Raw genomic sequence first — 12,387 nt, forward strand, 5'->3', positions numbered from 1 at the left:
CGCAAGTTCGCTGGGCAGGGCGGGGCCGGTGCGTCGACCATTCCGGTCGTGAACGAGAAGACACGGCGATGGTGGGTGCTGGCGATCTGCTGCACCAGCATCTTTCTGGTCGGGCTGGACACGACGGTGGTCAACGTGGCACTGCCGTCGATCGGACGGGAGCTGCGGCTCGGCGTACGTGAACTGGAATGGACCGTCGACGCCTACACCCTCGTGCTGGCCAGCCTGTTGATCACCTCGGGGGCGCTGGCCGACCGGGTCGGCCGGCGGCGGGTGTTCCGCATCGGGCTGGTGGTGTTCGGGCTGGGCTCGGTGGGCTGTGCGGTGGCGCCGGACCTGGACGTGCTGGTCGCGGCGCGACTGCTACAGGGTGTCGGCGGGTCGATGCTCAGCCCGGTGGCCCTGGCCATCGTGGTGGGCGTGATCACGGATCCCCGGGAGCGCGCGCAGGCCATCGGGATCTGGGCGGCGGTGTTCGGGCTCAGCATGGCGGCCGGGCCGGTGCTCGGCGGGGCGCTGATCGCCGGGCTGGGATGGCGGGCGGTGTTCTGGGCCAGCCTGCCGATCATCGGGACCGTTCTGGCGCTGAGCGCGGTGTACGTGCCCGAGTCGCGGGCGGCGCGGCCCCGGCGCCTGGATCTGCCCGGACAGGTGCTGCTGAGCATCCTGGTGGCGGCTGTGGTCGCGGTTCTCATCGAAGGCCCCCGGGTGGGCTGGCGCTCCGGGTGGTCGATCGGGGGGTACGCCGTGATCGTCGCCGCCGCGCTCGCCTTCGCCCGGGTGCAGGCGCGCCGGGTCGAGCCGTTGATGGAGCTGGGCCTGTTCCGGCGGCTGCCGTTCACCGCGGCGGTCGGTGGCGCGGTGGTGGTCTTCCTGGCGCTGAACGCGACACTGCTGCTCGGCACGCTCTACCTGCAGCAGGTACGGGGCCTGAGCCCGCTCGCGGCCGGCGCGGTCACGCTGCCGATGGCGTTCGCGGCCACGGTCTGCGCGCCGCTCTCCGGATACCTGGTGGGCCGGGTGGGACCACGCATGCCGTTGCGGCTGGCCGGGGCGAGCATCGCGGTCGGCGGTGCCCTGCTGGTCGGGATCGGCGACCGGACCGCACTGCCGGTGCTGCTGGCGGCGTACCTGTTCGCCGGGATCGGGGTGGGTTTCGCGAACGCGCCGATCACCAACACCGCGGTCAGCGGGCTACCGCCGGAGCGATCCGGGGTGGCCGGCGGCATCGCATCGACCGCCCGCCAGGTCGGCGCGGCGCTCGGCATCGCCCTGGCCGGCGGTCTGGTCGCGGGACCCTCCGCAGGTGGCCTGGCCGCGGGACCGGCAGCGGGTGGCCTGGCCGCGGCCACCCGTCCGGGGTGGATGCTGGTGGCGATCTGCGGTGCGCTGCTGCTGCTGGTCGCGCAGGCGTCACCGGTCGGCAGAAGGGCAGGCGCGGAGCGGCCCGTGGTGGCGAACACGGGGCGGGCGGCCGTTGTCAGCGGTCGCCGGTGATGACCGGCAACGCTCCCCATCGCCGACCCCGCCGACCTGAAAGAATGGCCCGGGTATGGATCGCGGAAATTCAGCAAGGGGCGCCCGACAATCCCTTCAAATGCCGCATTGACGACCGCCTCGACTGTTCGCGTTGTGCCGCTGAGTCAGTGGAGGAATTCGCACCGCCATCAGGCGGAGAGGCCGGACGGCGCCGCGAATCCCAAGTGCTGGGACTGCGGGTCGCGTTTCGTCGAGAGCCCAGCCCGCGGACGGGGGCCTACCACGCCTGAAGCCCGCGCTCCACCGCTGTCGTTCGTCGATTTGTTGCGATCACCCTGGCATGATGTAGACACGATTTCAAAAAGACGGTGGGGAACTATTGAGATGGATGTGCGGCTGCTTGGCCCCTTAGAACTCGTCAGCGGCGAGCATCCAGTGGATCTGGGAGGAGCACGGCAACGCATCGTTCTCGCGGTTCTGGCACTCAACGCCGACCGAGTCGTCCCGGTCGATCACCTGATCGACGCCGTGTGGGGCGGCAACCCTCCCCACACCGCCCGTAGCCAGATCCAGATTTCCGTCTCGGTGCTGCGGCGGCTGTTCGGGGAGGCCGGCTGTCCGGACGCCATCATCACCCGATCGCCGGGCTACACGCTGCGGCTCGACGCGGCGGAGGTGGACAGCCTCCACTTCGCCCGGTTGATCGCCGAGGCACGCCGGCAGGCGGCGGCCGGTGCTCCGGCCGAGGCCGCCGCGACGCTACGCACCGCGCTGGCCCTGTGGCGCGGCGACGCGTTGTCCAACGTGCCGAGCGAGATGGTCCGCCGCGCCGCCACCGTGCTGGAGGATCAACGCGTCAGCGCGATCGAGGAACGCATCCACCTCGACCTCGCCCTGGGCGCTCACCAGAACGTCATCAGTGAGCTGCAGGCTCTGGTCACGGAGCATCCGCTCCGCGAACGCCTGTACGTCTTCCTGATGCTCGCGCTCTATCGCAGCGGGCGGCAGTCGGACGCACTCAAGACCGCCCGCCGGGCCCGCGAGGTGCTCACCGACGAGATGGGCCTGGACCCGGGCGACGAGCTCCAGCGGCTGGAACGGGCGATCCTGCGGCGCGATCCGGCCCTCGGCCCGGTGGACGAGTCGCCGCCCGCCCCGGCACGCACCGGGACGTGGCCCGCCGTGCAGACCCCGGCGCTGAGCGGGGTGGTGCCCCGCCAGCTGCCCGCCAGCATCACGGACTTCATCGGCCGCGAGGAGCAGCTCGCGGAGATCCGGCAGGTGCTCGGCCCCGCGGCGGACAGCGCGCGCGCCGGCTGGAGCATGCCCATGGTCGTCATCTCCGGTACGGGCGGGGTCGGCAAGTCGAGCCTGGCCATCCGCGCCGCGCACGAGCTCAGCCACGAGTACCCGGACGGCCAGCTCTACGCGGACATCGCCTCGTGGGGCCAGGAACCCGACGGCTCGCGGATCCTGTCCCGGTTCCTGCGCGCGCTCGGCGTGTCCGGAAAGGCCATCCCGGACGGGCGTGACGAGCGCGGCGAGTTGTACCGCAGCCTGCTGTCCGGCAAGCGGTTCCTGGTGGTCCTCGACGACACCCCGCCCGGTGCGGAGCTGCTGCCGCTGCTTCCCGGCAGCGCGTCCTGCGCGGTGCTCATCACGAGCCGGGCACGCCTGACCGCCCTGCCTGGCGCCCGCCACATCGACGTCGACGTCTTCGAGCCGGACGAATCGCAACGGCTGCTGATCACCATGGTGGGCGCGGAGCGCATCGCCGCGGGCCGGGAAAGCGCGGTCGAGCTGGCGAACCTGTGCGGCGGTCTGCCCTTGGCGCTGCGCATCGCCGGAGCCCGGCTCACCGCCCGCCCGCACTGGCCGGTGGACCGGATGGTGCACCGGCTCCGGGACGAGGCGAACCGTCTCGATGAGCTCACCCACCAGGGTCTCGAGCTGCGGTCCACCATCGAGCTCACCTACCGGATCCTGGACGCGTCGGTCCAGCGTCTCTTCCGGCTCTGCGCGGTGATGCGCGCGCCGGACTTCCCCGCCTGGACGGCGGCCGCGCTGCTCGACACCAGCCTGTTCCAGGCCGAGGACCTGCTGGAGAGTCTGGTCGAAGCGCGGTTGGTCGACGTCGTGCACTATCCGGGTGCCCTTCCCCGCTACCGGTTGCACGACCTGATCCGGGTGTACGCCGCCGAGAAGTTGGCCACGACGGAAACCGACGAGGAACGCGGCGCCGCCCTGAACCGCGTGCTGAGTGCCTGGTTGGGTCTGGCGGAGGAGGCACACCGGCGGCACTACGGCGGTGACTTCACCATCCTGCACGGGAGCGCTCCCCGGTGGACGCTGCCTCCCGCGGAGGCGGCCCGACAGGTCGGCGAACCGATCGAGTGGTGGGAGACGGAACGCCGCGCCCTGGTCGTCGCGGTCCGGCAGGCCGCCGACGCCGGCTTCGACGAACTCTGCTGGGATCTCGCGCTGACCACGGTCGGGCTCTTCGAGTCCCGCGGCTACTTCGACGATTGGCGCGAGTGCAGCACCATCGCTTACGAGCTGGCCGTACGCACCGGCAACCGGATCGGCATGGGCGCGATGCAGTACTCGCTCGGCTCCCTCTCGGTTTTCCAGCGACGGGTGGCCCCGGCGCTGGACCATTTCACGACCGCGCTGGAGATCCTGCGGGCCGAGGGCTCCGAGCACGGCTGCGCCCTGGTACTGCGCAATGTCGCGATCCTCGAGGCGCTGCGCGGAGACGACCATGCCATGCTGGCGAAGTTCACCGAGTCGCTGGCCCTGATGCGCAAGGTCGGCGACCGGATCGGCGAGGCGCACATCCTGCACAACCTGGCCCAGCACCGGATGAAACACGGCGACCATCCCGGCGCGCTGGACCTGCTCGGCCAGGCGCACACCATCTGCCGGGAGACCGGCTGCCTTCGGGTCGAGGCGCAGGTGATGTACCGGTACGCGGAGGTCTACCTGGCCACGAACAAGCTCGACCCGGCCCGGCAGGCCTTGCACCGGGTGCTGCGTATCGTGCGCGCCAGCGGCGATCGGATGGGCGAGGCTTACGCGCTCTTCGGCTGGGGCCGCCTGCGGCAGCAGGAGGGCCGCCTGCGCGCCGCCGAACTCGTCCTGGCGCACGCCGTCGCACGTGCCAGTCAGCTCGGTGAGCACCTGATCGAGGCCCGGTGCCGGTGCCTGCTGGGCGAGATCGCGTTGACCGCCGACCGCCCCGAACTCGCCCTGAAACACCTGCGCCGGGCCCGCGACCTGTTCCGGGGTCTCGACGTCGCCCGGTACGAAGAGGCAGGCGAGCTGGCCGAACAGGCTGCGGCACGGATGGCGGCCCGAGGCCTGGGAGCGCGCAACGGCGTCGCCTACCTGCCGCCGTGTGTCATGCGGGTGTGAGCCGGGCTCCCGGTGATCCCCGTCCGGACCGGCGCGCACCGGCCCGGCCGCCGGAAGCCCATCCCGGCCCGGGTCCTGGATGACCCGCGGCCCGGCGGCGCTGAGGACGGCGGCGAGCGCGGTGCCGGTCCGGCAGTGGCGACGGCAGGCTCGCAGACGAGAGACCTCATCGGTGCCTCCAGGGTGCCGGGGCGGTGGTGGTATGGCGACATGCCAGCACCACATCGCATGCCGCTATCGACCGGCCACCCGAACCCCTATTGCTCCTACCCGGCCACCGATGGCGGATCGATGGCGGATCGATGGCGCCGGTCGGCGAGGAACCGGACGAAGGTGAGCCGTTCCAGACCGGCCACCCTTCGAGGGTCTGGGCACGCGGATTGGCATCACCGAACGTCGCGACATTGGCCGCCGCGCGGCCCGGTCCGCAGACGTACGGTCCAGCCCAGAACGCCAGACCCTGAGGAGTCCGATGCCACAGTCAACCGATCCCCGGCAGCACGCGGGTCATTGTCGACGACCGCGTGCGGGAACGCGTGTCCGGCTACGTGCACTGCCCGGCATCGCGGCGTGGCGGGACTCCTACCGGGCCGTGGGGTGGAACCCGAACGGTTCCCGTGCGCCGCCGAGGGATCGCCCGGCGGGTCGCCCTGGGCGACCCGGCGCTGCGGCGACTGCGGCTCGACCGCACCGTCCACACCGGAATCACGTTCGCCGCCGAGACCATCACCGCGGGGAGGTTCTCCTGAGGCCCGCCATCGTCATCTTCTACCGACCCCAGGCCGGGCGGTACGGCGCCCAGTTCGCCAGCGTCGTGCGGACCGCACCGGAGCCGTCATGATCGGCTCAGCCCGGCTGCGACAGTTCGCCGGGCTGCCCCGGCCGCTGCGGATCCTGGTGCTGGCCTGCTTCGTCAACCGGGCGGGGATGTTCGTCTTCCCGATGCTGGCGGTGTACCTCACCCAGGCCAAGCACCTGAGCACCGGTCAGACCGGCGTACTGATCTCGGTCGGCAGCACCGGCCTGGTGGTCGGCAGCCTGCTCTCGGGCCCGGTCTGTGACCGGTCCGGACGGCGCCCGGCGCTGCTCGTCAGCCTGATCCTGAACGCGGTGGGCTACGTGGGCCTGGCCCTCGTGCACCAGGCACCGTGGCTGTACGCGATGTTCCTGTTCGTGGCGCTGGTCGGGATGGGGATGTTCGCCCCGGCGGCCAACACACTCATCGCCGACCTGGCCAGCCCGCAACAGCGGCCGTTCGCGTACACGGTGACCTACATCGCCAACAACCTGGGCATGGGCATCGGCCCGCTGCTGGGCGGTCTCGCCGCGGCGTACTCGTACGGGCTGATGTTCGCGGGCACCATCACCCTCGGGCTCGCCTGCGCCGTCCTGATCGCGCTGGGGGTGCCGCGGGACACGGTCCGCCGGACGCGGGAGCCGGGACGCCCGGACGGACCGGCCGGGCGGCGCACGGACACCGACGTGGCGGTCGTGGTCCTCGCCTCCCTGTGCTACGTGGCGCCGTTGATCGGCATCGAGTACGCGCTGCCGCTGGCGGTCACCACCGTGCTGCACACGTCCGCGGCGATGATCGGTGTCGTCTACACCATCAACAGCGTCATCGTGGTCTGCGCGGGGCTGCTCATCGAACGCCGGATCAAGACGCACCCGACCCGGCTCCTGTTGATCGTGGCGGGGGTCCTGTGGACCTCGGGCACCGCGCTGATGGCGTTCGCCTTCTCGCTGCCCGCGATCCTGCTGTCCACCGTGGTGTGGACACCCGGCGAGATCATCGTGTCGGTCGTCATCCCGACGTACATCGCCGACCACGTCGACGGGCGCCGGGTCGGCCGGTTCATGGCGCTCAACGGCTTCGTCATCAGTTTCGCCCGCCTCGTCGTACCGATGGGCTTCGGCCTGCTCTGGCAGGAGCAGGGCCACGTGCCGGTGTTCCTCACCCTGTTCGTCGGGCCCGCCCTCGGCATTCTCGTCTACGCGGTGCTGCCGGTGCGGCGCGCGCCGGCGCCCGAACCACGACCGCAGTACGTCTGACCCGCTACCACCCGGAGATGCACACCCGATGCCCGTCACCGGATTCGTCCCGTCATCCCGAACGGGTGGCCGCCGCACGCACCGCCGCGGCGAACGACGCCACACCCTCGGTGATCCGTTCGGTCGGCACCGCCCCGTAGCCGAGCAGGAACATCGGATCGTCCGGGGTGGGGCCGACGAAGTAGTCGTCCGCCGGATGGACCAGCACCCCGCGCGCCGCCGCCTGGCGGGCGATCTCGGCGGCGCCGGCGCCGCGCACCCCGCCGATGGTCACCAGCACGTGCAGGCCCGCGTCCGCTCCGCTCACCCGGGCGGCGCCGCCGAACTGCACGTGCAGGGCGTCCAGCAGGCGGCGCCGCCGTTGCCGGTAGAGCCGGTCCATCCGGCCGATGTGCCACGCGTACGAGCCGGAGGAGATGAACGTGGCCAGGGCCTCCTGGGTGACCGTCGCGGTCAGCCGGTCCGTGATCCATTTCAGGCCGAGGAACGGCTGCACCAGGTGCGGCGGCAGTACCGCGTAACCGATCCGGATCGACGGGAACAGGGTCTTGCTGAAACTGCCCACGTACGCCACGTCGGCGCCGCCGGGCTCGGTCGCCATCGCCGGGATCCGCTCGCCGGAAAGGGTGAACTCGTGGTGGTAGTCGTCCTCCAGCACGGTGGCGCCGTGCGCGCCGGCCCACGCCAGCAGGTCGCGCCGGCGCTGCGGCGACATGATGTACCCGGTGGGGAACTGGTGTGACGGCGTCACGTAGATCAGGCGCACCCGGTCGGGTTCGTGTCCGGCCGCGCGGACGTATCCGTCGATGTCGCCGACCCGCAGGCCCTGCTCGTCCACCGGGACGGCCACCACGGTCGCCCTGGCGTACCCGAAGATCTGCCGGAGCACGGTGTGACTCGGATCCTCGATGACGACGACGTCGTCGGGCCGCACGAGCAGCCGTACCAGAATGTCGATCGCCTGGGTGGCGCCGCTGGTGATCAGGATGCGATCGGCCGGGGTGACCAGCCCCCGGCTGCGCCGCAGCAGCCCGGTCAGCTGCGCGCGCAGCGCCGGTGAACCCTCCGCCGGGCCGTAGCCGAGCAGTGCCGCGTCGGCCTTGGTGAACGCCTCGGTCACCGACCGGCGCCACCGGGAGATCGGGAACTGCGCCAGCGCGGGTGTGCTGTGCCGGAAATCGACCGCGTTGTCCGCCGAACGCTCCCACGGCTGCCAGAGTGGATGGTCGGCGTGCCCAGCCAGGGGCGGCTCGGGGGCCAGCCGCGCCGCCCCGGTAGGGCCGTCCGGAGGCGGCCGGCCGGGGAGGGTGAGGCTGATGCGGGTGCCTGAGCCGCGCCGGCCGTCCAGCACGCCGTTGGCGCGCAGCAGTTCGTACGCGCGCAGGACCACCGTCCGGGACACGCCGAGTTCGTGCGCCAGCTCCCGGGTGGGCGGCACCGGGTCTCCGGGCTGGAGCTTGCCGGTGCGCACCGCGTCGACGATGTGGTCGCAGAGCTGGGTCTGCAGCGAGACGGTGCTACCGCGGTCGAGGGCGATCAGGATCTGCGACGTGCCCACCGCGCCACAGTACTTCAGGCGGTATCGGCCGTTGCAGGCGTAGCGTCACAGTGTCGAGCGGACTGGGGGTCTGATGAGCAGGCGATGGAATGAGCTGAGCCGGCGGCAACGCCGCTTCGTCATCGCGGCGGCGGTCGTGGAGACCGCACTGAAGGCAGCCATGGTGAACGATCTCCGCCGGCGGCCCGCGGATCAGATACGAGGTCCGAAGTGGCTGTGGGCGGCGAGTGTCGTGGTGAATTCCGCCGGGATCGTGCCCGCCGCCTATTTCCTCGTCGGCCGCGCCCGGTAGCGCGCTCCGGCTTGCTCCAGTCTCCTGGGAGGTGCGACATGCGTACGTCGGTTGGACGATCCATCGCTGCGGTCCTCTGCCTCGCGCTCGCCGGCTGCGGTGCACCCGCGGCCGATCGCACGAGTGCCGGAGTCCCCGCCGGGCCGGCGCTGGCCGCGGCGACCACGACCGCCCCGTCCTGCGGCATCACGTGGGGCAGCGGCGACAAGACCGCCGGTCCGCTCAGCACCGCGCCGCTGGTGAGCGTGCAGACCGGGCGCCACGACTGCTGGGACGAGATCGTCTTCGAGTTCAACGGCACGGCACAGGGATACTCCGTGCGGTACAGCGACCAGGTCCCGACCGACGGTGAGGGCCTCGACCTCGTCCCCTACACCGCGGGCGACGTATACCTGTGGGTGACGCTGCGCGCCCCGGCGTACGACGCGGACCACGTCTCGACGATCGACGCGCGCAGCGGCGAGCACGTGGCCAACGTCCTGCGCTACGGCACGCTGCGGGATGTGGTGTTCGGTGGCTCCTTCGAGGGCTACACGACCTTCGCGGTCGGCGCCCGGGCCCGGCTGCCGTTCCGGGTTCAGGTGCTCGCCGGCCCGGGCACGCACAGCCGGATCGTGGTGGACATCGCCCACCGCTGGTAGGCGGTCGAGTTCCCCGAGGCGGAGCACGGCAATTCGTCCCGGTTCGGTGACACGCGGGCGAGTTCACCGGATTCCCGGCCCCCATGCGGTATGCGTGGTCTGAGGATCGTTGCGGTTCCAATCGCCACGCCGGTTTCCGGAGGAAACAGTGGGGACAACGTCAGCACCGCCGACACGTCGGCGCCTGCTCATCGGCCGGGGCTGGATCCAAGCCGCCGCGCTCATCTCGATCTGCGGGTTCTTCGGTCTGGTCCTCATGGGATTCCAGGCGTACCAGCAGGGACCGCCGGTGCCCCAGCGGGTGGTCACCGACACCGGCCGGGCCGTCTTCACCGAGGCCGACGTCCGGTCCGGCCAGGAGATCTTCCTGCGCAACGGGCTGATGGAGTTCGGCTCCATCTTCGGCCACGGCGCCTACCTCGGTCCGGACTTCACCGCCGACTATCTACGCCGCTCGGCCATCGTGGTGCGCGACAGCTACGGCGGCCCCGCCTCGGACACCGCGGCGCAGCGGACCCGGGAGGACTTCAGGTCCAACCGCTACGACACGGCCACCGGCACCCTGACCATCTCCACGGCGCAGGCGACGGCGTTCGACACGCTGATCCAGCACTATGCGCAGACGCTGGGCAGCCCGGCCGGCAAGACCGGCCTGCGCCCGAACGCGATCATCGATCCCACGCAGATCCGGCAGCTGACCGCCTACTTCGCCTGGAGTGCGTGGTCCGCGTCCGCCGAGCGGCCCGGGACCAACCACAGCTACACCAACAACTGGCCGTCGGAACCTCTGGTCGGCAACAGGCCCACCGCCGACACGGTCGTGTGGAGCGTGCTCAGCCTGATCGCGCTGCTCGGCGGCACCGGGGCGCTGTTCGCGGCGTTCGGGCGATGGAACTGGCTCGGCTGGCAGGGCCGCGACCAGCAGGAACTGCGTTTCCGCGATCCACTGAAGGTCCGGCTGACCGGTGCCCAGCGGGCCACCGCGTGGTTCTTCTTCACGATGGCCGCGCTGTTCCTCGTGCAGACACTCGTCGGCGCCGCGTCGGAGCACTACCGCGCGGACCTGTCCAGCTTCTTCGGCATCCCGTTGGACCACTGGCTGCCGTACAACCTGGTCCGCACGTGGCACGTACAGCTGGCCCTGCTGTGGGTGTCGACGTCGTTCCTCGCGGCCGGGATCTTCCTCGTACCGATGATCACCCGGCGGCCGGACCCCAAGGGCCAGGCCGTCCTGGCCTACGCGCTGCTCGGCGCACTGGCCGTGGTCGTCGTGGGTTCCCTGGCGGGCGAGGCGATCGGCATCCACGGCGGGCTGCAGGGCGCGTGGCACTGGCTCGGGATGCAGGGTTTCGAGTACCTGGACCTCGGCAAGCTGTGGCAGATCCTGCTCACCGTCGGCATGGTCTTCTGGGTGGCGATCCTCTGGCGAGGACTGCGCGGGCGCCTGGCCACCGAGAGCCGGGCCAACATGCCCTGGATGTTCTTCTTCGCCGCGCTCGCGCTGCCGCTGGTGTACGCGACCGGCCTCATGGCGAACCAGCGGGACGACTTCGTCATCACCGACTACTGGCGGTTCATGGTCGTCCACCTGTGGGTCGAGGACTTCCTGGAGCTGTTCACCACCGTCATGGTCGCCTACGTCTTCGTCCTGCTGGGAGTCGTCCGCGAGCGGATCGCCCTGACGGTCATCTTCCTCGACATCGTCCTGTACAGCGCGGGTGGCGTCATCGGCACCGCCCACCACTGGTACTTCAGCGGCACACCCGCCCAGACACTGGCCCTCGGGGCGTTCTTCTCCGCGTTCGAGGTGATTCCGCTGACCTTCCTGACCGTCGAGGCGTGGAGCTTCATCCGCCTCGGCGCCCGGCAGGAGGCCCGCAGCGCCACCGCGTTCCCGCACCGCTGGGCGGTCATGTTCCTGGTCGCCGTCGGGTTCTGGAACTTCCTCGGCGCCGGTGTGTTCGGCTTCCTCATCAACCTGCCGATCGTCTCCTACTACGAGATCGGCACGGCGTTGACCGCCAACCATGGCCACGCCGCCATGATGGGCGTCTACGGCATGCTGGCCCTCGGGTTCGCCGTGTTCGCGCTGCGCTACCTCGTGCCCGCCCAGCGTTGGAACGACAAGCTGGTCAAGATCAGTTTCTGGAGCCTGAACGGCGGCCTGGCCTGGATGGCGTTCGTGACGCTGCTGCCGCTGGGCATCCTGCAGCTCTACCACTCCGTGGACGCCGGGTATTTCGAGGCCCGCTCGATGGAGTTCCTCACCAACGACACCAACACCCTGTTCGAGTGGCTGCGGCTGCCCGGAGATGTGGTCTTCATCGTCGGGGGTGTGCTGCCCATTCTGTGGCTGGCCTTCCACGGGCTCCGCGGTGGCCGCGCACCGGCCGACGAGCGCGCCGCCGTTCCGTCGAGCCGCGACGGAGAGGCCACGGACCTGATGCTGTTCACCGAGGTGGAGAGTCCGGAACCGGATGAGGCCACCGCGGCCGGCGAACTGTCGAAGCGGTGACCGGCATGCCGTTCGAGGTCGCCTTCACCGCCGTCTACAGCCTGTTGCTGACGCTCGGCGCGATCGGCCTGCACCGGCTCGGGCGCCGTGACCCCAGCGCCTGGTCCAGCCGGATGCTGGCCGGCTACCGGGCGCAGCACCCGGACTCCATACCGGCCACCCCGTCGGATGCCTTCCCGCACCGCGACTCGGGTCGGCTGCACAGCGCGGTCGGCGCCGTCGCCTGTCTCGCCGCGCTGCTCGTCACGGTCGCGCAACTGATCCGGCATCACCGGCCCGGCGAAGCGATCCTGCTGGCCGGGTGCGCCGCGATCGCCGGTGCCGCGCTGCACCCGCTGCTACGCGCGGCGCAGTCCCGGCCCGCCGCCGACCGGGTCCCCGCACCGGGTGCCGCCCCGCCGGAGTCCTGAGCCCGGTCCGGTCCGCACCACAGGAT

9 protein-coding genes are annotated in these 12,387 nt (G+C 71.1%); 8 read left to right on the top strand and 1 reads right to left on the bottom strand.

The window, feature by feature from the left end; translation table 11 throughout:
• Positions 1-48: 48 nt before the first annotated feature.
• The 4 genes from ACMCNO_RS21100 (at position 49) to ACMCNO_RS21115 (ending at position 6,945) form a co-directional block, all read left to right on the top strand.
• A complete protein-coding gene (locus ACMCNO_RS21100; protein ID WP_412751179.1) occupies positions 49-1,497 on the top strand; it encodes an MFS transporter in 1,449 nt (482 codons plus the stop codon).
• 417 nt (positions 1,498-1,914) lie between these two features.
• Entirely contained in the window at positions 1,915-4,893 is a 2,979-nt protein-coding gene (locus tag ACMCNO_RS21105) for an AfsR/SARP family transcriptional regulator (protein ID WP_412751180.1), read from the top strand.
• Positions 4,894-5,510: 617 nt separating this feature from the next.
• Positions 5,511-5,642 (top strand): hypothetical protein, encoded by a 132-nt coding sequence (locus ACMCNO_RS21110; protein WP_412751181.1) that lies wholly within the window; start codon positions 5,511-5,513, stop codon positions 5,640-5,642.
• Between the two features lie 88 nt (positions 5,643-5,730).
• Positions 5,731-6,945 (top strand): MFS transporter, encoded by a 1,215-nt coding sequence (locus tag ACMCNO_RS21115; protein WP_412751182.1) that lies wholly within the window; start codon positions 5,731-5,733, stop codon positions 6,943-6,945.
• Between the two features lie 52 nt (positions 6,946-6,997).
• Here the strand turns inward: ACMCNO_RS21115 and ACMCNO_RS21120 are convergent, their stop codons facing one another.
• Positions 6,998-8,503, bottom strand: a complete 1,506-nt coding sequence (locus ACMCNO_RS21120) for a PLP-dependent aminotransferase family protein (RefSeq protein WP_412751183.1) — start codon at positions 8,501-8,503, stop codon at positions 6,998-7,000.
• 73 nt (positions 8,504-8,576) lie between these two features.
• On the opposite strand from ACMCNO_RS21120, the gene ACMCNO_RS21125 reads away from it, so the two are divergent.
• From ACMCNO_RS21125 to ACMCNO_RS21140, 4 genes are all read left to right on the top strand, one after another.
• Positions 8,577-8,795 (top strand): hypothetical protein, encoded by a 219-nt coding sequence (locus ACMCNO_RS21125; RefSeq protein ID WP_412751184.1) that lies wholly within the window; start codon positions 8,577-8,579, stop codon positions 8,793-8,795.
• 38 nt (positions 8,796-8,833) lie between these two features.
• On the top strand, positions 8,834-9,436 hold the full coding sequence (locus ACMCNO_RS21130) for a hypothetical protein (protein ID WP_412751185.1): 603 nt from the start codon (positions 8,834-8,836) through the stop codon (positions 9,434-9,436).
• Between the two features lie 148 nt (positions 9,437-9,584).
• Positions 9,585-11,951 (top strand): nitric-oxide reductase large subunit, encoded by a 2,367-nt coding sequence (locus tag ACMCNO_RS21135; RefSeq protein WP_412751186.1) that lies wholly within the window; start codon positions 9,585-9,587, stop codon positions 11,949-11,951.
• Between the two features lie 5 nt (positions 11,952-11,956).
• The gene (locus tag ACMCNO_RS21140; RefSeq protein WP_412751187.1) at positions 11,957-12,361 is read left to right on the top strand and encodes a hypothetical protein; all 405 of its coding nucleotides are present in this window, start codon (positions 11,957-11,959) and stop codon (positions 12,359-12,361) included.
• Positions 12,362-12,387: the final 26 nt, after the last annotated feature.

Origin of the sequence: Krasilnikovia sp. M28-CT-15 (genome assembly GCF_047159595.1) — a bacterium.
Taxonomy (GTDB): domain Bacteria; phylum Actinomycetota; class Actinomycetes; order Mycobacteriales; family Micromonosporaceae; genus Actinoplanes.

Excerpts from the sequence above, each read along its gene's own strand:
- ACMCNO_RS21115 (WP_412751182.1), top strand. The coding sequence starts at position 5,731 with ATGATCGGCTCAGCCCGGCTGCGACAGTTCGCCGGGCTGCCCCGGCCG.
- ACMCNO_RS21140 (WP_412751187.1), top strand. The coding sequence starts at position 11,957 with ATGCCGTTCGAGGTCGCCTTCACCGCCGTCTACAGCCTGTTGCTGACG.
- ACMCNO_RS21130 (WP_412751185.1), top strand. The coding sequence starts at position 8,834 with ATGCGTACGTCGGTTGGACGATCCATCGCTGCGGTCCTCTGCCTCGCG.
- ACMCNO_RS21125 (WP_412751184.1), top strand. The coding sequence starts at position 8,577 with ATGAGCAGGCGATGGAATGAGCTGAGCCGGCGGCAACGCCGCTTCGTC.